The organism is Streptomyces peucetius, assembly GCF_025854275.1.
Classification (GTDB): Bacteria; Actinomycetota; Actinomycetes; order Streptomycetales; family Streptomycetaceae; genus Streptomyces; species Streptomyces peucetius_A.
The window spans coordinates 3,616,687-3,637,054 of sequence record NZ_CP107567.1; the positions used below are offsets into that span (position 1 = coordinate 3,616,687).

A 20,368-nucleotide genomic window follows, 5' to 3' on the forward strand; every position below is an offset into this window, starting at 1 on the left:
CCGCGCCTCAAACGCCGGCGAGGCTGAACTTGCCACCCGTCGGGGCTCCACCCCGAACCCCGCGCCTCAAACTCCCCCTACGGCCTGGCGGCCGTGGGAGGGACCCCCAGCGAGGCTGGATTTCGCTCCCGCCCGGCGGGCTGGGTGCCGCGCAGTGGCACATCCAGCCCGGCCGGCGTTTGAGGCCACCGCGCGAAGCGCGGTACCGGGGCCCGGGGCGGAGCCCTGGTGCGGGGGCCAGGGCGGAGCCGCGGTACCGGGGTCCCAGGGGTCCCAGGGCGGAGCCCCGAAACGCCGCGCGGAGCGCGGACCGGGGCCCGGGGCCGAGCCGCGGTACCGGGTCCCGGGGTCCGGGGCGGAGCCCCGAAACGCCGCGCGGAGCGCGGACCGGGGCCCGGGGCGGACCCCGGTTTCGGGAAGGGGCGGGGTGGGGGAAAGGCCCGCCGCAGGCGGCACCGCGTCACGCCGGGAGGGCGTAACGGGACCTCGCCGGGAGGCGTGTCACGGCCGCGGCGGCGGGCAATGGCGTGGTTATCGGTTTGTATGGCGTGGCAACAATCTCGCGCAGTGGACTAGACCTATTCTGGGTTCACCGCCAGACTGTTCCCGTGAGACACGTCATCGCCCTCGATGTGGGCGGCACCGGTATGAAGGCCGCCCTGGTCGGGGCGGACGGCGCGCTGTTGTACGAGGCGCGGCGCGCGACCGGGCGGGAGCGCGGGGCCGACGCCGTCGTCGAGTCGATCCTCGGCTTCGCCGAGGAGCTGCGCGCCCACGGCCGGCAGCGCTTCGGCACGGCCGCAGAGGCCGCCGGCGTCGCCGTGCCCGGCATCGTCGACGCCGAGCAGGGCGTCGCCGTCTACGCCGCCAACCTCGGCTGGCGCGACGTCCCGATGCGGGAGCTGCTGAGCCGCAGGCTCGGCTCGGTCCCCGTGGCCCTCGGTCACGACGTCCGCGCCGGCGGCCTCGCGGAGGGCCGCATCGGGGCGGGCCGCGGCGCCGACCGGTTCCTGTTCGTGCCGCTCGGCACCGGCATCGCCGGCGCGATCGGCATCGCCGGCACCATCGAGGCCGGCGCCCACGGCTGCGCCGGCGAGATCGGCCACGTCGTGGTCCGCCCCGGCGGCCCCGCCTGCGGCTGCGGGCAGCGCGGCTGCCTCGAGACGCTCGCCTCCGCCGCCGCTGTCACCCGGGCCTGGGCCGCCGCGACCGGCGACCCGGCCGCCGACGCCGCCGACTGCGCCAAGGCCGTCGAGGCCGGCGACAAGACGGCGACCACGGTGTGGCAGGAGGCCGTCGACGCGCTCGCCGACGGTCTCGTCATGGCGCTCACCCTCCTGGACCCCCGCACGCTGATCATCGGTGGCGGCCTCGCCGAGGCCGGGGAAACCTTGTTCACACCCCTTCGGGCGGCCGTGGCGGAACGCGTCACGTTCCAGAAGCTGCCCACGATCGTCCCGGCGGCCCTCGGGGACACCGCCGGATGCCTGGGCGCAGGGCTGCTCGCCTGGGATCTACTCGCCACGGAGGTAACCGCCTGATGGCCGCCAGTGCCGCTCGCGCCACGAGCACGGTTCACGCCAGGAGCCCGCACCACCCGAAGAGCACCGTCCTGGCCGGTGCCCGCGTGGTGCTGCCGACGGGAACCGTCGACGGCGGACGGGTCGTCGTCGAGGGCACGAAGATCGCCGAGGAGGCCCACGCCGACGCGACCGTCCACGACCTGTCCGGCCACTGGGTCGTCCCGGGCTTCGTCGACATCCACAACCACGGCGGCGGCGGCGCCTCCTTCACCTCCGGCAGCGCGGAGGACGTGCTGCGGGGCGTGATGACGCACCGCCGGCACGGCACGACGACCCTCGTCGCCTCCACCGTCACCGGCGACATGGACTTCCTTGCCCACCGGGCCGGGTTCCTGGCCGAGCTGGTCGAGCAGGGCGATCTCGCGGGCATCCACTTCGAGGGCCCGTTCATCTCCCCGTGCCGCAAGGGCGCCCACAGCGAGGACCTGCTGCGCGACCCCGACCCGGCCGAGGTCCGCAAGCTGATCGACGCCGCCCGCGGCACCGCCAGGATGGTCACCCTCGCCACCGAACTGCCCGGCGGCATCGACTCCGTACGCCTTCTGGCCGAGCACGGCGTGATCGCCGCGATCGGCCACACGGACGCCACGTACGAGCAGACCCGTGAGGCCATCGAGGCGGGCGCCACGGTCGCCACCCACCTGTTCAACGCGATGCCCGCGCTGGGCCACCGGGCCCCCGGGCCGATCGCCGCGCTGCTCGAGGACGAGCGGGTCACGGTCGAGCTGATCAACGACGGCACGCATCTGCACCCCGCCGCCCTGGAGCTCGCCTTCCGCAGCGCGGGCGCCGGCCGGGTCGCGTTCATCACGGACGCCATGGACGCGGCCGGTTTCGGCGACGGCCGCTACCAGCTGGGCCCCCTCGAGGTCGAGGTCAAGGACGGTGTCGCACGGCTCGTCGAGGGCGACTCCATCGCGGGCTCCACGCTCACGCTGGACACGGCCTTCAGACGTGCCGTCACCGTCGACCGCCTCCCGGTCGAGGAGGTCGTCGCCGCGATCTCCGCCAACCCGGCCAAGCTGCTCGGCGTCCACGACAGGGTCGGCTCGCTGGAGTCCGGCAAGGACGCGGACCTCGTGGTCCTCGACGCCGCCTTCGGTCTCAAGGGCGTCATGCGACGCGGCGAATGGGTGGTCGACCCCCAAGCTGGCTGAGCACGCGACACCTCACGGCAGGCGGCCGGCCACCAGGTCTTGGGCCAACCGCCTTCCGTTTGGCATGATCAGGACCCGTACGAGCACGGCGAACGCGTTCTTCGGGGGTGTCCACGGGTGATCCTTACGGTCACACTCAACGCCGCCCTCGACATCACGTACAAGGTCGCCGCCCTCACCCCGCACGCCGTCCACCGCGTCGGCGAGGTCACCGAACGCCCCGGCGGCAAGGGCGTCAACGTCGCCCGGGTGCTGGCCGCGCTCGGTCACGAGAGCGTCGTCACCGGCTTCGCCGGCGGGCCGACCGGGGCCGTGCTGCGCGAGATGCTCGCGCCGATGGCACCGCGTGACGCGTTCGTCGAGGTCGCCGGCAACACCCGCCGTACCCTCGCCGTCGCCGACGACGCGACCGGCGACACCACCCAGCTGAACGAGCCGGGCCCGACGGTCACACCCGGCGAGTGGACCGCCTTCCTCTCCTCGTACGACGCGCTCCTGCGCGATGCCGAGGCCGTCGCGCTGTGCGGCAGCCTGCCGCCGGGCATCCACGTCGGCGCGTACGCCGAGCTGGTGCGCCGGGCGCGAGCATCCGACGTGCCGGTGCTGCTCGACACCAGCGGCGAACCACTGCGCCGGGGCATCGCCGCCCGCCCCGATCTCATCAAGCCGAACGCCGACGAACTCGCCCGGCTCACCGGCTCCCGCGAACCGCTGCGCGCCACCCGTGACGCCCGCCGCCGCGGCGCCCACACGGTCGTCGCCTCCCTCGGCCCCGACGGTCTGCTCGCCGCCACCCCGCACGGCACCTGGCAGGCCACCCCGCCCGAACGGATGAAGGGCAATCCGACGGGCGCGGGCGACTCGGCGGTCGCGGGCCTGCTGTCCGGGCTCGTCGCGGGACTGTCCTGGCCGGAGCGCCTGTCACGGGCGGTGGCCCTCTCGGCGGCGACGGTCCTCGCCCCGGCGGCCGGCGAGTTCGACGCCGCGGCCTACGAGGAACTGGTGCCGCGCGTCACGGTCGTCGAACACCCGGCGGCGGCGCCGGGCAGGTGACGCCCGGAAAACCCCTGCACGACCGGGACTTCGGCCGGGCTCACCTGTCGCCCGTGTCCACGGCCCGGTCCGAAGGTTCAGGGCCGAGGCCAAAGCCAAGGCCGCTGTCGCTGTCGCGTACGACATGCATGGCGGCCTCCTCGGAAGCTGCGGCACCGGCATCGATGCCCACGTCGGAGGCGAAGAGCTCCCTGTCGGTGTCCTCGTGGGCTCCCTCATCCGGCGCCACGAGCCGTCCCGCCCGCTCGTTCCCGGCCTCGGGATCGACCGGTTCGCCCTCGCCGCCGGGCAGGTCGCCGATCCCGTCGTCCGTCTCGTCCGCGACGGTGTCGGGCAGCTCCTCGGCCAGCCGCTGGTCGAGGGTCTCGCCGTCGTGCTGCTCCGCCGCGGTGGTACCGACTCTGTTCACCCCGAGCGGCCTCTCCGGCGGCGAATAGCCCTCGTCGAGGATCTCGTCGTAGGTACGCTCGCCCACCGCGTCCTGCAGGTCCAGGGCAGCGGCGTCGGCTTGCTCCTCGTTGTTGCCCGTGGGCTGGTAGACGTCGTCGGCCATGCTGTCGTCGGCCATGACTGCTCCCTCTCTCCGCCGGCGGGTCACGCTCCGTTCCGGGCCGGTGGCGACTCCTTCGGGCGCGGTTCCTTCCGCGGCCTGCCGAGCCGGCGCAGTACGGCGCACACCGCTGCCGCGGTGACGAGCGCCCCGGCCAGTCCGACGGACTTCCTCCAAGCGCCGCCGGCGGTGCCGCCGGGACCGAGCACGTCACGTGTCCGGTCGTAGAGACTCAGCGGTACGCCCAGGATCGCGTTGCCCGGTGGACGCCGGGGGACGACGGGGTGGGGATGCGTCGGTGCGGTCTGCCGTACGGTCTCCCAGGCCGTGCCGAGTCGTCGCAGCCGGGCCGTGTCCATCGCGTCCTGCAGCCGGGGCAGGAGAAGGTCCTCCTCGTCCCGGATGTCCTGCCGTATCAGCGCGAACGCTCGCTCCACCTTCTCCTCGCGGTCCGGGTCGCCGGGAGCGAGGCGTTCGACGTCGGCGACGAGATCGCTGATCTGCTGGTGTTCCCCCTCGACCCGGGCGGTCAGTTGCTCCCCTTCGGGGACCGCGCGCCGCACGGTCGGCCACAGCACGGTCTCCTCCGCGAAGGCGTGGCTGAAGACCAGCTGGACGACCTCCTGCAGTATCCGCTCGCGGGTCTCACGGCGCCCGGAGGCCCGGTACTGGTCCATCAACCGGTCGATCTGCGCGTGTTCACGGCGCTGCCGCGCCAGAACGCTGCTGGAGCCGCCCAGTTGCTGAAGCGTCTGCTCCTTGATGGTCTTCGACATGGACCGCTCCCATCCGGCCGGGCCGCTCCGGCAAGGACGCCGGCTCACGGCGCGGTCAAGCCGTGCGTTCCGTTTCGCACCGCGGCCTGAGCCTGTGCCCGGCCGGTCCCTGCCCGGCCGGTCCCTCCCCGGGCGTCAGGCGGCATCCCACCCCTTTGTGCCCCTCGCTCCGTCGAGGCGCAAGCATGCTTCCACGTGGCCGTCCGTGATGCGCGTTTCGAAGGCGGGCTGCGGTGCCGTCGCCGGGCCGCGTACGTTCCAGCCGTCGGCGAGACGGAAGACGCTGCCGTGCCACGGGCACTGCACACACTCGTCCGCGATCACGCCCTCCGTGAGCGGCCCGCCCAGGTGGCTGCACCTGTCGGCCAGGACATGGACCTGGTTGCCGCTCTCACGGACGACCAGCACGGTCACGTCGTCGATGTGGCGTCGGACCGCCTGGCCGACGGGGAAGTCGGCCACCGCTCCGATGCGGTGCCAGCCGGGTGTCACCAGATGGGGCACCACTTCGGAGTGATTGGCCCCGGCGGCCTGCCGGTAGGCCAGGTGGCCGCCGAGCGCGCCGCCGAGACTCACGGCCGAGAGGCCGGCGAATCCCAGCGCCCTGCCCAGGCCGTCGCGTCCCCGGAGCCGTGCGCCCAGCGAACCCGCGTAGAGCGCCACCGCGGTGATGTTGGCCGCGGCGTGCACGAGCCCCACCCGCATCTGCTGGCGTTGCAGCTCCGCCCAGTCGACCCAGCCGGCCACGGCCGCGGGTCCGGCGGTGGCGAGCCCCACACCGATCAGCGCCCGGGCTCCCCGGCGCTGCCCGGGCAGCAGGTCGAGCACCGCTGCGGAAAGCCAGCTGCCCATCGGGACCTGCACCATCAAGGGGTGCACCGGGTGGCCCAGCCAGCGTCCGTGCAGTGCGTCCCGGCCGCGGCCGAGCGGCAGGCGGCGCACCACTCCCTGAACAGAGCGCGCGATGCCGTCGAGCCCGGCATTGCTCTCAAGGCGGTCCACCGCCGTGAGGACTCTTCCCGGCCCCGAGGCTGACGGCAGCAGCCTCTCCAGCGTGTGCATCGGCCCGGGGCCCTGATTATCGGCTTTCGGCTGTCGGTACATGGCGACCGGGTACCCGGCTGCGGCGGAAGAAACGCTCCTCGCCGACCGTCGCCGGAGAGCCCGCGGGCTGTCGCCCGGCGCGGCTCAGCTCTTGTTCTGGCCGGCCTCCAGCCAGACCTGGTCGAGATACGCCTCGCACTGGTCCCCCTGCTCGCAGGAGATCTTGAGGTCGTTCCTGCCCTTCTCCAGGTTCACGAAGGCGTAGGTGTTGGTCCAGCCCTTCTCCCAGTCGCCCTCCTCGGCCTTGGCGAAGTTCGACATGTTGAGCTCTCGGGGCTCCCCGCCGTTGATCGTCAGGCTGGTCTTGGCGTCCTTGCCGGGCACGCTGTACGTGATGTACATCGTGTACGCACCGGCCTCCGGGACCTCCACCGACCAGCCGGCCGAGCCGCCGACGCCGTTGAACATCACGTACGCGCCGTCCGCGCCCTTCGCGCCGGGCACGTCCTTGGCCAGGGCCGCCGGCGGTCCGAGCGTCAGCGTCGCCGCGTCCTGCTTGGGCAGATCGGCGGGCTCCGTCTCCTTCTCCGACGGCGACGGCTGCTCCTGGACGGTCTCGCCCGCGGACGGCGTGCTGCCGGCCGGGTTGTCACCGCCGGCCTGGTCCTTCTCGCCGCCGCTGGTCATCAGCGCCGCGGCGATGCCGATCACGACGACAGCGACGACCGCGATCGCGCCGATCAGCAGACCCTTGGTGTTGGGGCCGCCGCTGCGGCCGCTGCCGTGACCACCGTGCCCGTGGCCGCCCTGGGGCGGCACCGGAACCTGGCGCGTCTGGGCGGCGGCGCCCGGGTAGGTCTCGGGAGCGGCGTACGCGGCCGTGGGCTGCTGGCCGTACGCCTGCTGCTGCGGGACCTGCTGGCCGTACTGGCGCTCGCCGACCGTCCGGACCTGGTTGTACGAGGTGCGGGGAACCCCGGGCTGCGCGGCCGGACCGGGGTAGCCGTAGCCGCCCTGGCGGGGCGGCGTGGCGCCCGCCTGCTGCCCGTCCGCATACAGATAACCGAACGGGTCTTCGTCCTCGGGCGTGCTCGCGCCGTTGTTCGCGGCCGTCATCCCAGTCACTCCTCACCATCTCGCCAGCACAACGCTGACGCGTGGCGAGCCTACCCGGTTCCCCGCACCCGATTGAGTGGCATGGACCTCATCCCGTACCCGGCCGCCCGGTCACCAGGGCGGGTACGAACCCGGTGTGATACGTCACCACGGGACCTGCCGCCGCCCGTACCGCGATCCGCACCTGGTCCGTACCGGATCCGCACGTGGTCCGAACCGTCATCCGGCCCGGCGGTGGACCTTCGAGCGGGACCGCTTCTCGATGTACATCCGCTGGTCGGCCGACTGCAGGACCTCCTCGACGGACATCCCGCAGCTCGCCCAGCCGATACCGAAGCTGGCACCCACCCGCACCCCGCGGCCGCCGACCCGGATCGGCAGGATGATCGCGTTCCGCAGGCGTACTGCCAGATCGGCGGCGTCCGCCGCGCCGAGGCCGTCCGCGAGGACCACGAACTCGTCGCCGCCGAGCCTGGCGACCGTGTCCCCGTCCCGCACACCGGTGGTGAGCCGGCGCGCGACCTCGACGAGGACGGCGTCCCCGGTCTGGTGCCCGAACCGGTCGTTGATCGACTTGAAGCCGTCCAGGTCGCAGAAGAGGACCGCGAGCCCCTTGGTCCCGTCGTCGATCTCGCCGTCCGGCGCCACCGTGTGCACATGGTGGTCGTACGGCCGGGTGCCGACCGCGTCGAAGTCGAAGCCGTCGCCGCGGTAGGCACGGTCGCCGTCGTACGCGGCGTCGAGCGCCTCGATGTCCGTCGCGTACGCCGCGTGCGGGCGCTCGCACAGCCGGGAGCTGAGCCGGGCGCGCAGTTCGGCGCTGTTGGGCAGGCCGGTGAGGGCGTCGTGCGAGGCGCGGTGCGCGAGCTGGAGCTCGTGACGCTTGCGGTCCTCGATGTCCTCGACGTGGGTGAGCAGGAAACGGGGCCCGTCCGCGGTGTCGGCGACCACCGAGTTCCGCAGGGACACCCACACGTAGGAGCCGTCCCTGCGGCCCAGTCTGATCTCCGCGCGCCCGCCCTCCGCGGAGGTACGCAGCAGTGTGCCCACGTCCTCCGGGTGGACGAGGTCGGCGAAGGAGTAGCGGCGCATCGCGGAGGCCGGGCGGCCCAGCAGCCGGCAGAGCGCGTCGTTGGTGCGCAGCAGCCGTCCGTGCTGGTCACCGCCCATCTCGGCGATGGCCATGCCGCTGGGCGCGTACTCGAATGCCTGACGGAATGATTCCTCGCTGGCGCGCAGTGCCTGCTGCTCCCGCTCGAGGCGGACCAGGGCGCGCTGCATGTTGGCGCGAAGTCGTGCGTTGCTGATGGCGATGGCGGCCTGCGACGCGTACATCTGCAGCGCCTCCTGGCCCCAGGGGCCGGGGCGGCGGCCGTTGCGCGGGCGGTCGACGGATATCACGCCGAGCAGTTCCCGTCCGCCGCCGGACGCGTACATGGGCGCGTAGAGACGGTCCTGCGGGTGCCACTCGTCCTCGAAGCGGGGTTCGGGGCCGTCGGTGTGCCACTGGGGCACGTCGTCCTCGATGAGCACCCAGCCCTCGGTGTGCGGGATGAAGCGCAGGTCGCCCCAGGCCTCACCCATGGACAGGCGGCGGTCCCAGGAGGTCCGGGAGCCGACCCGGCCGGTGATCAGCGCCTCCGCGGCGGCGCTGCCGGCGAAGGCGGCGACGACGAGGTCACCGTCCGGGCGGACGAGATTGACACAGGCCAGCTCGTAGCCCAGTCCGGCGACGATTCCGTCCGCGACGGTCTGCAGGGTGTCGGCCAGGCTGCGGGCCGTGTTGAGCTCCGCGACGACCCGGTGCAGCTGCCGCAGGGTCGCAAGACGGACATAGGGCTCCGACTCGGTCTCCATCGCTCGCTCTCCCCGAGACCTCGACAGCAAACTCCAGGGCGTCTGATTGGCGTACTTGTAGCGGTATCCCGGCCACTGAATCACAGCGAGCAGCCCGCTCGGTACACAGGGTCAACAAATACTCTCCTGTGTGACTCAAGTCACATCAGATGATGAAGGGTCAGATGCGGTCGGACGCCCTGACGCCCGCCTCCCCGGCGTCAATTATTGAACGCAAAACCATTGGTCCGTACCCATGGTTACGCGTGCTCATGAGGCCATGGTCCTAGGACCAGGCTGGTCCCGGGGCCCGATGCGAAGGCGGAACGGCCGACACTAGCGTCAGTTGTGTGTTGCACACGACTCCCGCACCGACCGCACCCGCCATCCCCCATCCTGAGGGGGTGAGCAACGAGGAATTCCGTGCCGCCATGTCCCGGCTGGCCGCCGGCGTGGTGCTCGTCACCGCGCACGACGCCGACCACGGGCCGCGCGGCGAGGACGTGGGGATGACGGCCACGGCCTTCATGTCCGTCTCGCTCGATCCGCCGCTGGTGCTCGTCAGCCTGCGCAACGGCTCACGCATGGACGACCTGCTCGCCGAGCAGCCGCTGTGGGGCGTCTCCGTACTCGCGGAGAGCCAGCGTCAGATCGCCGGGCGCTTCGCGATGAAGGGGCGGCTCAGCGACCGCCTGCTCTTCGAGGACCTGGCCCACGAGCGTGGCGAGGTGTGCGGGGCGCCGCTGGTCGCGGGTGCGCTCGCGACACTGGAGTGCCGCACGCGGCAGCGGGTGGAGGCGGGCGACCACACGCTGGTGATCGGGCACGTGCTGAAGGTCGGCCTCGCCGACCAGGTGGCGGGGCCGCTCACCTACTTCCGGGGCCGGTACCGGCACCTGGCGTGAAGCGCCCGCGGCGGCCGGTACGGGGTGGGGTGGGAGCAGGGCGGGCCGGAGCGGGGCCGTGGCGCCGGCCGCAAGGGGGAGGCGCCTTCGCCGCCCGGCGCGTGCCTACCAGTCGCGGCCTGAGCGGCCGCGCTTCTTCTGCGCGCGCTGCTTCTTCTCCCGCAGCCGGCGCTCGTTGATACCCCGCGGGATCTTCGTCGGCCTGCGCGGCCTCGGCGGCGGGGCCGTCGCCTCCGCCAGCAGCGAGGCCAGCCGCACCGCCGCGGTCTCCCGGTTGCGCCACTGAGAGCGGTGCTCCGAGGCGCGTACGGTGATCACGCCGTCCACCAGCCTGCCCGCGAGCCGCTCCAGCGCGCGGTCCTTCCAGACCTGCGGCAGCGCCTCCGTCTTCGCGAGGTCGAAGCGCAGCTCCGCCTGCGAGTCGCTGGTGTTGACGTGCTGGCCGCCGGGCCCCGAGGAGCGGGAGAAACGCCACATGAGCTCCGCCTCCGGCAGGGAGACGGAACCGCGGATGATGTAGGGCCCGGACATGACATCCATGGTCCCGTGTACGACCGGGGTGCGTCACCCTCTTTTCGCCGCGGATGGAACCTGGAGGTCCCCTCCCCGCGTTATGGCCTGTGACGGTAGCTTCGGGAGGACCCGCAAGCCCGCAGTAACGAAACGAAGGGGACTTCCCAATGGCAGTAAGCCTGTCCAAGGGCGGCAACGTCTCGCTCACCAAGGAGGCTCCGGGCCTGACCGCCGTCACGGTCGGCCTCGGCTGGGACGTCCGCACCACCACCGGCACGGACTTCGACCTCGACGCCTCCGCGATCGGCGTGAACGCCGCGGGCAAGGTCGCCTCCGACGCCCACTTCGTCTTCTTCAACAACAAGTCGACGCCGGACCAGACCATCGTCCACACCGGCGACAACCGCACCGGCGAGGGCGGCGGCGACGACGAGCAGATCAACGTCAACCTGGCCGGTCTGCCGGCCGACGTCGACAAAATCGTCTTCCCGGTCTCGATCTACGACGCCGTGACCCGCAGCCAGAACTTCGGCCAGGTGCGGAACGCCTACATCCGCATCGTCAACCAGGCCGGCGGCGCCGAGATCGCCCGCTACGACCTGAGCGAGGACGCCGCCGTCGAGACCGCCATGGTCTTCGGCGAGCTGTACCGCAACGGCGCGGAGTGGAAGTTCCGCGCGGTCGGCCAGGGTTACGCCTCCGGCCTCGAGGGCATCGCCCGCGACTTCGGCGTCAACCTCTGACGAAGCCTTCGCAGCTCTGTCGCGCAGGGCCCCGGCTCCGGCCGGGGCCCTGCCGCGTTCGCGGTCCGCGCCGAGACCGGGCCCTTCACCACCGGCGACCGCCGACGGCCGCCTCCCCGTCCGGGCGCGGCGCCGGCTCAGCGGCCGAGCGCGGCGACGCCCGCCAGGGCGAACTTCTCGTCCAGGGCGCCGCTCGGCGCGCCCGCCACACCGATGCCCGCGACCGGCGCGCCCTTGACCTGCACCGGCGCGCCGCCGCCGAGGAACAGCGTGCCCGGGATGTCCTTCAGGTTCGGTGCCTGCTCCAGACGCTTCGTCAGCTCGGAGGTGGGCGCGTTCCAGGAGACGGCGGTGTACGCCTTCTTCTCCGCCGACTCGTACGACTGCGGGCCCGCGCCGTCGCCGCGCAGGGTGACGATCGTGTTGCCGTTGCGGTCGACGACGGCGACGGTGATGCGCTGGTTCTCCTTCTCGGCGGCGTCGAGGGCGGCCTGCGCGGCCCGGGTGGCGGCGTCGATCGTCAGATGCGTGGACTGCTGGAGGCTGCGGTCCGAGACGTCGGCGGTGACGGCGGCCTTCGACTCCGCGGCCGGGGCGGAGGCGTTCGCCGCGACCGTGCCGAACGTACCGGCGGCGACGACGGCGGCGGTGACGGCACCGATCATGGTCTTCTTCATCTGGGGTGGCTCCTTCGGAAGGGCGGCTGATCCGCCGCGGTTGTCGTGCCGCCATCGATCCTCCGGCCGCGCGGCGGCCCGCACGGTCCACGCTCCGGCTGCCGCTGCCGCGCATGATGGACGACGGCGGGGTCAGCCGATCGGCTGATGCCCGCATGGCCGCGCCGGGCCACCATGAACCAGGCGGGCCCAGGTCCGGGCCGGGCAGGACGAGCGAGGAGACGGTGGTGCGGCGGGAACACGTCCGCGACGACCAGGAAGCCGACGAGCGAGGAGCCGACGAGCAGGACCCCGACGCCCGCTGGCTGGCCCGGGTGATGCACACGGCGTTCTTCCTGCTGCTCGGCGCCTCCCTCACCCGCTATCTGCTGCGCCACCCCTGGGAGTTCCGCTCCCCGTGGATCATCGGGCTCTCCGCGGCCCTCGCCGTGCTCTACACGGTCGGGCCGGTGTTCGGCCCGCGCGCCACGCCCCGCCGGCTGCTGTGGCTGTTCACCGTCGTGGCCGTCTGGGTCGTCCTCGTGGTCCTCGCGCCGAGCTTCGCCTGGTGCGCCGTCCCCCTCCTCTACACCGGCCTGCGCGCCCTGCCGACCCGCGCGGCGATCGCCCTGGTCGTCCTGCTCACCCTGTTCGTGGTCGCCGCACAACTCCAGCTCGCGGACGGCGGCTTCGACCCGAATCTCGTGCTCGCCCCGCCCTCCGTCGCGGCGGTGGCGACGGCGGTCTTCGTCCACGCCGAACGGCTCGCGGAGCGCCGGCGGGCGCTCATCGACGACCTGGTCCGCACCCGCCGCGAACTCGCCGCCACCGAACGGCGCGAGGGCACCCTCGCCGAACGGCAGCGGCTGTCCATGGAGATCCACGACACCCTCGCCCAGAGCCTGTCCAGCCAGCAGATGCTGCTCCAGGCCGCCGACCGGACCTGGGACACCGACCCGTCCGCCGCCCGCGAACATGTCCGTACCGCCGAGTCGATCGCCGAGCGCAGCCTCGCCGAGGCGCGCCGGTTCGTCCACGACCTCGCCCCGGCGGACCTGGCCGCGGGCGGAAGTCTGCCGGAGGCACTGCGCACCCTGGCGGCACGGGAGACGACCGGCGCCCTCGCCGTGCGCTTCCATCTCGACGGACCCGACGTGCCGCTGCCCCAGCCGGCCCAGTCGGCCCTGCTGCGGATCGCGCAGGGCGCACTGGCGAACGTGCGGGAGCACGCGGACGCGACCACCGCGACGCTCACCCTCACGGTCCTCGACGACCAGGTCGTCCTCGACGTCGCGGACGACGGCCGCGGCTTCGACCCCGCGGCCGTCCGCCCCGGCACGGCACGGGCCGAGGGCCCGCGCGGGCACGGCCTGCCCGCGATCCGGGCCCGTACGGAACAGTTGGGCGGCGCCCTCACCATCGAGTCCGCACCCGGCGAAGGCACCGTGCTGTCCGCCGCGATCCCGTTGGAGGCCGGCCCATGACCGCCGTACGCATCCTGCTCTGCGACGACCACGCCGTCGTACGCGCCGGGCTGCTCGCCCTGATCGGCAGCGAGGCCGACATCGAGGTCGTCGGCGAGGCCGGCAGCGGCGAGGAGGCCGTCGCCATGGCCGCCAAGCTGAAGCCGGACGTCGTCCTGATGGACCTCCAGCTCGGCGCGGGCATCGACGGGGTCGAGGCGACCCGCCGTATCGCCTCGCCCGACGTGCATGTGCTCGTCCTGACCACGTACGACACCGACGCGGACATCACCCGTGCCATCGAGGCGGGCGCGACCGGCTACCTCCTCAAGGCCGAGCGGCCCGAGGAGCTCTTCGCGGCGATCCGCGCGGCGGCGCAGGGCCGCACCGCGCTCTCCGCGCCCGTCGCGAGCCGTGTCATGGACCGCATGCGCGGCGCCGCGGGCCCGTCGCTGACCGACCGGGAGCGCGACATCCTGGCCCAGCTGGCCCACGGCCTCGGCAACCGCGAGATCGCCCGCGCCCTGTTCATCAGCGAGGCGACCGTGAAGACGCACCTCGGCCGCATCTACGCCAAGCTCGGCGTCGACACCCGCGCCGGCGCGGTCGCCGTCGCCAAGGAACGACGACTGCTCCCCTGACGCACCCCCCGCCCCGCCGCACACACCCCTCGCAGGTCACGTCGCCCCTCGCCGGACCGGGGCGTGCCGGCCGGGGGCGCACGCCGCCGCCGGAAGCCACACGCCAGGGCAGGGCGCCGCCGCAGGCAGCCAAGCGCCCGGACCTGGATCGAGGTCGGCACCGCGGCGACCGTGCCGCGGCCAGCCACCACAGCCGCGGAGCCGGGCAGCTGCACCGCGCCCCCGAAGCCGGGCGACCGGACTGGACCGAGCCGTGCCGGGACCGGGCCGGCGCGCACACCGCCGCCGGCGGCCACGCGACCGGGGCAGGGCCTGCCGCCGCCGGGCCAGGCGGCCGGGCCGGAGCCAGCCGGCCAAGCCGGTGGCGCCGGCTCGTGCGGTGGGCGGCGGGTGGTGGCGGGCATGGCACCATCGAGCACGTGCTCGACATCGGCTACTCCCTCTCCCGCCGCTTCCCCGACCCGCCGCAGACCGACTACCGGCGCGCGGACGTGCAGGCGCTGCGCCACGACCTCTTCTGCGGCGACGTCTACCTCGCCGACACCAAAGAGGACCGTGAGGTGTCCACGGCCTGGGGATGGGTGCCGGTGCTCGACTTCGCCTGGGCGCTCTGCGACATCGTCGAGCAGCTCGACCGCGACCCCCTCGGCAGCCGCCAGGCCAAGCCCCAGCACGCCGAGCTCGACTTCACCGAGTCCAGCGACCGGATGCTCTTCGAGCGCCGCTTCGGCTGGGTCGACGTCGAAGCGGACTGGATGCCCGCCGACGAGCCTCCTCTCAGCTTCAACCACGCCGAACTCCGCCGCGAGGCCCGCGACTTCCTCCACGACCTGATCGCCGACCTCACCGACATGCACGAAGGCCTCGGCGACAACCCGGTGATCTGGGACCTCCAGGCCCGCTTCCCCCGCACCCCCTGACGCCTCCCGCCGGCCCCCGCCGGCCCTCGCGCCGCGCCCCCGTCACTCCACACGGACCCCGATCTGCGCCGCGAACGCCGGGGCCAGGTCGAACAGTTGGGCGGAGCTGATCACGCCGCCCGACAGCCGCTCGACCCCACGAGCGATGTCGAGCTCCGCCGCACCCCGCAGGTCCACATCCTTCATCCGCACCGCGGTCAAGTCCGCCTGCCGCAGCGCACAGTCCCTGAACTCCACCCTCTCCAGCCGCGCACCCCCGAAATCCGCCTCCGACAGCACACAGCCGTCGAACACCACATCCGTCAGTCTCGCCTCCCGAAGATTCAGATAGTCGATCTTCCCGCCCCGCAGCAGCACACCCGTCAGCACCGCCCCGTGCAACTGCGCCCCGCCCAGCCGCGCCTCCCGCACCTCCACGTCGCGCAGCGAAGCCCCCGCGAGATCCGCCCCCACCCCCCGGACCCCCTCCAGCACGCAGTCCACGAAACGGGCCTGCGGCAACCGCGTCCCGTCCAGCGCGCAGTCCCGCAGCGCGCAGTCGATGAACCGCGCCCCCGCCCCGTCCTGGCCGCCCAGGTCCAGCCCCGCGAACTCCACCCCGTCGTAGTCCCCGTCCGGCTCCAGCGCCCCGCCCCCGAACGCCTCCAGCCGGGGCAACCGGACCTCGGTCACCCTCGCCGCCGCCACCGCCGGCCTCCGCGCCTTCGCCATGACCCCACAGTGACATGCGCCACTGACAACGCCCTGCGGCCCGCCCGATGTCACGCGCCACGGCCCCCGGTCCGTCCCAGTCGTGGAAACGCATCGAGCGACACCAGGAGCAGGAGAGAGACACCATGCAGGAGATCACCGTCATCGGCGGCGGCTTCGCCGGGCTCACCGCGGCCATCACCGCCGCGGAGTCCGGCGCCCGCGTCTGCCTGTACGAGGCCCACCACACCCTCGGCGGACGCGCCCGCACCAGCGAAGGCCCCTACAGGACCAACGACGGCCCCCACGCCCTCTACCACCGCGGCCCCCACTGGACCTGGCTGAAGCAGCGCGGCCTCCTCGGCCCCCTGGCGCGCCTGCCGCTCCTCGAAGGCGCCCGCCTGCGTTTCCGCCGCGACGGCGCGCTGCGCAGGACCCCGCCGCTCGGCATGCTGCGGCTCGCCCGCCGTCCCGCCGAAGCCGCCCCCGTCGACATCGACTTCCTGAGCTGGGCCACCTCCGCAGCGGGCGAGAAGGCCGCCCGCGCCGCCGCCCACTACATGGGGGTCGCCCTCTACCACCACGATCCCGGCTCACTGTCCGCCGCGTTCGTCCAGCAGCGCCTCCGCCGCGCCACCGCCCTCCCGCCCGAGGCCCACTACCCGCGCGGCGGCTGGGGCCAGGTCATGGAGCGCATGGCCGCCCGCGCCTGGGACCTCGGCGTACGCATCGAGACCACGTCGCGCGTCGACACGCTGCCCGAGGGCCACGGCCCGGTCGTCGTCGCCACCACCCTCGACGCCGCACGCCGCCTCCTCGGCGACGACACCCTGCACTGGACCAGCGGCCGCACCACCCTGATCGACCTGGCGCTGCGCACCCGGCGCGGCGACCCGTTCGCCGTCTCCGACCTCGACGCCCCCGGCTGGCTGGAGCGCTTCACCGCGCAGGACCCGACGCTCGCCCCCGCCGGGGAACAGCTCATCCAGGGCCAGCTGCCCATCGCCCCCGACCGTTCCAAGGCCGACGGCACCGCCCACGCGGAAACCCTGCTCGACCTCGGCTTCCCCGGCTGGCGGGACCGGACCGTCCGGCGGCGCGAGGCGGTCGCGAACGGCCGCACCGGCGCCGTCGACCTGCCGGGCACCACCTGGCGCGACCGCCCCGCCATCGACCGCGGCGACGGGGTGTACCTGGCCGGGGACCAGGTGGCAGCCCCCGGCCTGCTGTCCGAGGTGTCGTTCAACAGCGCGCTCGAAGCCACCTCACTGGCGCTTCGCGGGAGTCGGCGTCCGGCCTCCCGCAACCACCTTGACCTCAAGCGCGCTTGAGGTTGAAGAGTGGGGTTCCTCGATCCGCGTCACAAGGGAGCCCCCCATGCACGCCGTCCGCCTGCACGCCTTCGGCCCCGCCGAGAACCTCACCTACGAGACCACCGACGACCCCGTACCCGGCCCCGGCCAGGTACGGATCACCGTCGCGGCCGCCGGTGTCCACCTCCTGGACACCGCACTGCGCGAAGGCGCGGCAGGCCCCTTCGGCGCCCCCGCCCGACTGCCCACCATTCCCGGCCGCGAGGTCGCCGGCACCGTCGACGCCCTCGGCGAGGGCACCGATCCCGCCTGGCTCGGCAAGCGCGTCGTCGCCCACCTCGGGATGGTCCCCGGGGGCTACGCGGAACTCGCCGTCACCGACGCCGGCAGACTCCACGAGATCCCCGGCAACCTCGACGCGAGCGAAGCCGTCGCCATGATCGGCACCGGCCGCACCGCCCTCGGCATCATCCAGTACACCGAACTCGGCCCCGAGGACATCGTGATCGTCCCCGCCGCCGCGGGCGGCATCGGCACCCTGATCGTCCAGTACGCCAAGCACGCCGGCGCCACCGTCATCGGCCTCGCCGGCGGCCCCGCCAAGACCGCCCGCGTCCGCGAGAACGGCGCCGACCTCGCCGTCGACTACAAGCGGCCCGACTGGCCGCAGACCGTACGGGACCACCTCGGCGACCGGCACGCCACCGTCGTCTACGACTCCGTCGGCGGCGACGCCGGCCGCGCCGCCGTCGGCCTCCTCGGCAAAGGCGGCCGGCACATCGTCTTCGGCTGGTCCAGCAAGGGCATCCTGTCCGACAGCCCGCTCGCCTTCACCGACGAGGAACTCGCCGAACGCGGCATCACCTCGCACAGCGTCCTCGGCCCCGCCATGCTCGAGAAGGCCGGCGGCCTGCGCGCCCTGGAGACCCGCGCCCTCACCGAAGCCGCCACCGGCCGGCTGCGCCCCGCGATCCAGCGCCACGCCCTCGCCGACGCCGCAGGCGCCCACCGCGCCCTGGAGACCCGAGGCACCGTCGGCAAGGTCGTCCTGATCCCCTGAGGACTGCTGAGGCGGTTGCGGCCCGTTGACGCCCGTGGACGCCCGAAAGCGGGCCCGCCCTACGAACCCAGGCTCTTGAGCGCCCCGTCGGTCAGCCGGTACACCGACCACTCGTCCTGCGGCCGCGCGCCCAGCGACCGGTAGAAGTCGATCGACGGGGTGTTCCAGTTCAGCACCGACCACTCCAGCCGCTCGTAACCCCGCTCCACACAGATCCGCGCCAGCTCCGTCAGCAGCGCCTTGCCGTGCCCGCCGCCCCTCAGCTGCGGACGCACGTAGAGGTCCTCCAGATAGATCCCGTGCACGCCCCGCCACGTCGAGAAGTTCAGGAACCACAGCGCGAAACCGGCGACCCGGCCGTCCTCGGTCTCCGCGATGTGCGCGAACGCGGCGGGCCGCTCGCCGAACAGTGCCTCACGCAACTGCTCCTCGGTGGCGTTCGCCTCGTGCAGGGCCTTCTCGTAGTCCGCGAGCTCCCGGACCATCTCGTGGATCACCGGGACATCAGCGGGTGTGGCGTTGCGAATCATGGCCTCAGCCTGCACGGACACCCGCTCGTCGCGCCAGCGGCGTCCGAGCGGTGAACATGCCCCTCGTCCGGCTCCCCCTCCCCGGCCTCCGTGCGCCGGAGGCCGTTCCGCAGCACCCTGCCAGCGTCCAGGCCCGTGCCCGGTCCCGGTCCGGCCCCAGCGCCCCGGCCATCAGGTCGACCACGCCGTGATCGCATGTCGCCAAACCCCGGGCCGAGCAGTAGATTCCCGCCAGACGCAGGCGACCACCGGCAGGGAAACGGCACACGACAATGAACACCGTCAACGGCGGCATATCGTTCTGGTACGCGCAGGACGGCGCCTCCGCGCCCCGCGAACCCCTCCCCGGCGACAGCACCGCCGACGTCTGCATCGTCGGCGGCGGCTACACCGGCCTGTGGACCGCGTACTACCTCAAGAAGGCCGTCCCCTTCCTCAACATCACCGTCCTGGAAGCCAGGTTCTGCGGCTACGGCGCCTCGGGGCGCAACGGCGGCTGGCTCTACAACGGCATCGCCGGCCGCGGCCGCTACGCGCGGCTCCACGGCCACGACGCCGCCGTACGCCTCCAGCAGGCCATGAACGACACCGTCGACGAGGTCGTCCGCGTCGCCGCCGACGAGAACATCGACGCCGACATCCACAAGGGCGGCGTCCTCGAGACCGCGCACACCCCCGCCCAGCTCCAGCGCCTGAAGGACTTCCACTCCGTCGAGGTCGCCTTCGGCGAGAAGGACCGCGTCCTGCTCGGCGCCCGCGAAACGGCCGAACGCATCCGCGTCAGCGGCGCCGTCGCCTCCAGCTGGACCCCGCACGGCGCCCGGCTGCACCCGGTGAAACTGGTCAAGGGCCTCGCCGCCGCCGTCGAAGCCCTCGGCGTCACCGTCCACGAGTCGACCCCCGTCACCGAGATCAGGCCCAAGCACGCCGTCACCCCGTACGGCACCGTCCGCGCCCCGTACGTCCTGCGCTGCACCGAAGGCTTCACCGCGTCCCTGAAGGGCCAGCACCGCACCTGGCTTCCGATGAACTCCTCCATGATCGTCACGGATCCGCTGCCCGAGGACGTCTGGAGCGAGATCGGCTGGTCCGGCCGCGAAACGCTCGGCGACATGGCCCATGCCTACGTGTACGCCCAGCGCACCGCCGACGACCGCATCGCGATCGGCGGCCGCGGCGTCCCGTACCGCTACGGCTCGAAGACCGACCACGACGGCCGCACTCCGCCCGCCACGGTCGAGGCGCTGCGCGACATCCTGGTCCGGTTCTTCCCCCGGCTCGCCGGCGCCGGCATCGCCCACACCTGGTCCGGCGTCCTCGGCGTCCCCCGCGACTGGTGCGCCACCGCCACCCTCGACCGCTCCACCGGCCTCGGCTGGGCCGGCGGCTACGTCGGCTCCGGCGTCGCCACCTCCAACCTGGCCGCCCGCACCCTGCGCGACCTGATCCAGCAGGACTCCGGCCAGTCGGGCCCCACCGACCTCACCGCCCTGCCGTGGGTCGACCACAAGGTCCGCAAGTGGGAGCCGGAACCGCTTCGCTGGCTCGGCGTCCAGAGCCTCTACGCCGCCTACCGCAAGGCCGACCACCGCGAGGCCACCACCCACGCCCCGACGACCGACCGCCTCGCGACCCTGGCCGACAAGATCTCCGGCCGCCGGTGACGGCGAACGGCGAAGGGCTCCGGACATCTCGTGTCCGGAGCCCTTCGCGCCGCTGTGGAGCCCCCTGTCGGGTTCGAACCGACGACCCCCGCTTTACAAGAGCGGTGCTCTGGCCAGCTGAGCTAAGGAGGCAACCAGAGCAGTGTAACCAACCG

General features: G+C 73.2%; 20 protein-coding genes and 1 tRNA gene. 11 read left to right on the forward strand and 10 right to left on the reverse strand.

Going from position 1 to position 20,368, the window contains the following annotated elements:
- The first annotated feature begins 608 nt into the window (after positions 1 to 608).
- The 3 genes from OGH68_RS16475 to OGH68_RS16485 all read left to right on the forward strand — a co-directional run bounded on the left by OGH68_RS16475 (position 609) and on the right by OGH68_RS16485 (position 3,793).
- Entirely contained in the window at positions 609 to 1,541 is a 933-nt protein-coding gene (locus OGH68_RS16475) for an ROK family protein (RefSeq protein WP_264244789.1), read from the forward strand.
- Positions 1,541 to 2,740 (forward strand): N-acetylglucosamine-6-phosphate deacetylase, encoded by a 1,200-nt coding sequence (gene nagA, locus OGH68_RS16480; protein WP_264244791.1) that lies wholly within the window; start codon positions 1,541 to 1,543, stop codon positions 2,738 to 2,740. Before OGH68_RS16475 ends, nagA begins: the two co-directional genes overlap by 1 nt.
- A 117-nt stretch (positions 2,741 to 2,857) precedes the next feature.
- A complete protein-coding gene (locus tag OGH68_RS16485) occupies positions 2,858 to 3,793 on the forward strand; it encodes a 1-phosphofructokinase family hexose kinase (protein ID WP_264244793.1) in 936 nt (311 codons plus the stop codon).
- A gap of 40 nt (positions 3,794 to 3,833) precedes the next feature.
- On the opposite strand, the gene OGH68_RS16490 is transcribed toward OGH68_RS16485, so the two are convergent.
- The 5 genes from OGH68_RS16490 to cdgB all read right to left on the reverse strand — a co-directional run bounded on the left by OGH68_RS16490 (position 3,834) and on the right by cdgB (position 9,136).
- Entirely contained in the window at positions 3,834 to 4,361 is a 528-nt protein-coding gene (locus OGH68_RS16490; RefSeq protein ID WP_264244794.1) for a DUF5709 domain-containing protein, read from the reverse strand.
- Between the two features lie 26 nt (positions 4,362 to 4,387).
- Positions 4,388 to 5,119, reverse strand: coding sequence for a hemerythrin domain-containing protein (locus tag OGH68_RS16495; RefSeq protein WP_264244797.1), 732 nt, complete (start codon positions 5,117 to 5,119; stop codon positions 4,388 to 4,390).
- Between the two features lie 135 nt (positions 5,120 to 5,254).
- Positions 5,255 to 6,181, reverse strand: coding sequence for a Rieske 2Fe-2S domain-containing protein (locus OGH68_RS16500; protein ID WP_264250120.1), 927 nt, complete (start codon positions 6,179 to 6,181; stop codon positions 5,255 to 5,257).
- 126 nt (positions 6,182 to 6,307) lie between these two features.
- Entirely contained in the window at positions 6,308 to 7,279 is a 972-nt protein-coding gene (locus tag OGH68_RS16505; RefSeq protein WP_264244799.1) for a carbohydrate-binding protein, read from the reverse strand.
- A 219-nt stretch (positions 7,280 to 7,498) separates the two neighbouring features.
- Positions 7,499 to 9,136 (reverse strand): diguanylate cyclase CdgB, encoded by a 1,638-nt coding sequence (cdgB, locus tag OGH68_RS16510; RefSeq protein WP_264244800.1) that lies wholly within the window; start codon positions 9,134 to 9,136, stop codon positions 7,499 to 7,501.
- A 383-nt stretch (positions 9,137 to 9,519) separates the two neighbouring features.
- On the opposite strand from cdgB, the gene OGH68_RS16515 reads away from it, so the two are divergent.
- Positions 9,520 to 10,020 carry a flavin reductase family protein gene (locus tag OGH68_RS16515; protein WP_264244803.1) on the forward strand — a complete coding sequence of 167 codons (501 nt, stop codon included), beginning with the start codon at positions 9,520 to 9,522 and terminating at the stop codon, positions 10,018 to 10,020.
- Between the two features lie 105 nt (positions 10,021 to 10,125).
- Here the strand turns inward: OGH68_RS16515 and arfB are convergent, their stop codons facing one another.
- Positions 10,126 to 10,560, reverse strand: coding sequence for an alternative ribosome rescue aminoacyl-tRNA hydrolase ArfB (gene arfB / locus OGH68_RS16520; RefSeq protein ID WP_264244804.1), 435 nt, complete (start codon positions 10,558 to 10,560; stop codon positions 10,126 to 10,128).
- A 140-nt stretch (positions 10,561 to 10,700) separates the two neighbouring features.
- On the opposite strand from arfB, the gene OGH68_RS16525 reads away from it, so the two are divergent.
- A complete protein-coding gene (locus OGH68_RS16525) occupies positions 10,701 to 11,276 on the forward strand; it encodes a TerD family protein (protein WP_264244806.1) in 576 nt (191 codons plus the stop codon).
- A gap of 137 nt (positions 11,277 to 11,413) precedes the next feature.
- Here OGH68_RS16525 and OGH68_RS16530 read toward each other — a convergent pair whose 3' ends face one another.
- The gene (locus OGH68_RS16530; RefSeq protein ID WP_264244808.1) at positions 11,414 to 11,953 is read right to left on the reverse strand and encodes a GlcG/HbpS family heme-binding protein; all 540 of its coding nucleotides are present in this window, start codon (positions 11,951 to 11,953) and stop codon (positions 11,414 to 11,416) included.
- 155 nt (positions 11,954 to 12,108) lie between these two features.
- On the opposite strand from OGH68_RS16530, the gene OGH68_RS16535 reads away from it, so the two are divergent.
- The 3 genes from OGH68_RS16535 (at position 12,109) to OGH68_RS16545 (ending at position 14,956) form a co-directional block, all read left to right on the forward strand.
- Positions 12,109 to 13,416 (forward strand): sensor histidine kinase, encoded by a 1,308-nt coding sequence (locus tag OGH68_RS16535; RefSeq protein ID WP_413470991.1) that lies wholly within the window; start codon positions 12,109 to 12,111, stop codon positions 13,414 to 13,416.
- Complete coding sequence (locus OGH68_RS16540) at positions 13,413 to 14,036, forward strand: response regulator (protein WP_264244809.1); 624 nt, start codon at positions 13,413 to 13,415, stop codon at positions 14,034 to 14,036. Before OGH68_RS16535 ends, OGH68_RS16540 begins: the two co-directional genes overlap by 4 nt.
- Positions 14,037 to 14,455: 419 nt before the next feature.
- Positions 14,456 to 14,956, forward strand: coding sequence for a hypothetical protein (locus OGH68_RS16545; protein ID WP_264244811.1), 501 nt, complete (start codon positions 14,456 to 14,458; stop codon positions 14,954 to 14,956).
- Between the two features lie 42 nt (positions 14,957 to 14,998).
- Here the strand turns inward: OGH68_RS16545 and OGH68_RS16550 are convergent, their stop codons facing one another.
- On the reverse strand, positions 14,999 to 15,667 hold the full coding sequence (locus tag OGH68_RS16550) for a pentapeptide repeat-containing protein (RefSeq protein ID WP_264244813.1): 669 nt from the start codon (positions 15,665 to 15,667) through the stop codon (positions 14,999 to 15,001).
- A gap of 125 nt (positions 15,668 to 15,792) precedes the next feature.
- On the opposite strand from OGH68_RS16550, the gene OGH68_RS16555 reads away from it, so the two are divergent.
- Together OGH68_RS16555 and OGH68_RS16560 are read left to right on the forward strand one after the other, a co-directional pair.
- A complete protein-coding gene (locus OGH68_RS16555; RefSeq protein ID WP_264244816.1) occupies positions 15,793 to 16,977 on the forward strand; it encodes an FAD-dependent oxidoreductase in 1,185 nt (394 codons plus the stop codon).
- A 46-nt stretch (positions 16,978 to 17,023) separates the two neighbouring features.
- Positions 17,024 to 18,019: a zinc-binding dehydrogenase gene (locus OGH68_RS16560; RefSeq protein WP_264244818.1), complete on the forward strand. Its 996-nt coding sequence runs from the start codon at positions 17,024 to 17,026 to the stop codon at positions 18,017 to 18,019.
- 59 nt (positions 18,020 to 18,078) lie between these two features.
- Here OGH68_RS16560 and OGH68_RS16565 read toward each other — a convergent pair whose 3' ends face one another.
- Complete coding sequence (locus OGH68_RS16565; protein ID WP_264244819.1) at positions 18,079 to 18,549, reverse strand: GNAT family N-acetyltransferase; 471 nt, start codon at positions 18,547 to 18,549, stop codon at positions 18,079 to 18,081.
- Positions 18,550 to 18,821: 272 nt separating this feature from the next.
- Here OGH68_RS16565 and OGH68_RS16570 point away from each other — a divergent pair, with 272 nt between their 5' ends.
- Positions 18,822 to 20,213, forward strand: coding sequence for an NAD(P)/FAD-dependent oxidoreductase (locus tag OGH68_RS16570; RefSeq protein WP_264244821.1), 1,392 nt, complete (start codon positions 18,822 to 18,824; stop codon positions 20,211 to 20,213).
- Positions 20,214 to 20,268: 55 nt separating this feature from the next.
- On the opposite strand, the gene OGH68_RS16575 is transcribed toward OGH68_RS16570, so the two are convergent.
- Positions 20,269 to 20,345 (reverse strand) — tRNA-Thr (locus OGH68_RS16575).
- Positions 20,346 to 20,368 lie beyond the last annotated feature (23 nt).

What these genes read in the sequence shown, in the direction of transcription:
- OGH68_RS16570 (WP_264244821.1), top strand. Translation starts at nt 18,822, where the DNA reads ATGAACACCGTCAACGGCGGCATATCGTTCTGGTACGCGCAGGACGGC.
- OGH68_RS16495 (WP_264244797.1), bottom strand. Translation starts at nt 5,119, where the DNA reads ATGTCGAAGACCATCAAGGAGCAGACGCTTCAGCAACTGGGCGGCTCC.
- OGH68_RS16525 (WP_264244806.1), top strand. Translation starts at nt 10,701, where the DNA reads ATGGCAGTAAGCCTGTCCAAGGGCGGCAACGTCTCGCTCACCAAGGAG.
- OGH68_RS16555 (WP_264244816.1), top strand. Translation starts at nt 15,793, where the DNA reads ATGCAGGAGATCACCGTCATCGGCGGCGGCTTCGCCGGGCTCACCGCG.
- OGH68_RS16550 (WP_264244813.1), bottom strand. Translation starts at nt 15,667, where the DNA reads ATGGCGAAGGCGCGGAGGCCGGCGGTGGCGGCGGCGAGGGTGACCGAG.
- OGH68_RS16540 (WP_264244809.1), top strand. Translation starts at nt 13,413, where the DNA reads ATGACCGCCGTACGCATCCTGCTCTGCGACGACCACGCCGTCGTACGC.
- OGH68_RS16560 (WP_264244818.1), top strand. Translation starts at nt 17,024, where the DNA reads ATGCACGCCGTCCGCCTGCACGCCTTCGGCCCCGCCGAGAACCTCACC.
- OGH68_RS16530 (WP_264244808.1), bottom strand. Translation starts at nt 11,953, where the DNA reads ATGAAGAAGACCATGATCGGTGCCGTCACCGCCGCCGTCGTCGCCGCC.
- nagA (WP_264244791.1), top strand. Translation starts at nt 1,541, where the DNA reads ATGGCCGCCAGTGCCGCTCGCGCCACGAGCACGGTTCACGCCAGGAGC.
- OGH68_RS16490 (WP_264244794.1), bottom strand. Translation starts at nt 4,361, where the DNA reads ATGGCCGACGACAGCATGGCCGACGACGTCTACCAGCCCACGGGCAAC.
- OGH68_RS16500 (WP_264250120.1), bottom strand. Translation starts at nt 6,181, where the DNA reads ATGCACACGCTGGAGAGGCTGCTGCCGTCAGCCTCGGGGCCGGGAAGA.
- OGH68_RS16565 (WP_264244819.1), bottom strand. Translation starts at nt 18,549, where the DNA reads ATGATTCGCAACGCCACACCCGCTGATGTCCCGGTGATCCACGAGATG.
- OGH68_RS16505 (WP_264244799.1), bottom strand. Translation starts at nt 7,279, where the DNA reads ATGACGGCCGCGAACAACGGCGCGAGCACGCCCGAGGACGAAGACCCG.
- arfB (WP_264244804.1), bottom strand. Translation starts at nt 10,560, where the DNA reads ATGGATGTCATGTCCGGGCCCTACATCATCCGCGGTTCCGTCTCCCTG.
- cdgB (WP_264244800.1), bottom strand. Translation starts at nt 9,136, where the DNA reads ATGGAGACCGAGTCGGAGCCCTATGTCCGTCTTGCGACCCTGCGGCAG.
- OGH68_RS16535 (WP_413470991.1), top strand. Translation starts at nt 12,109, where the DNA reads ATGGCCGCGCCGGGCCACCATGAACCAGGCGGGCCCAGGTCCGGGCCG.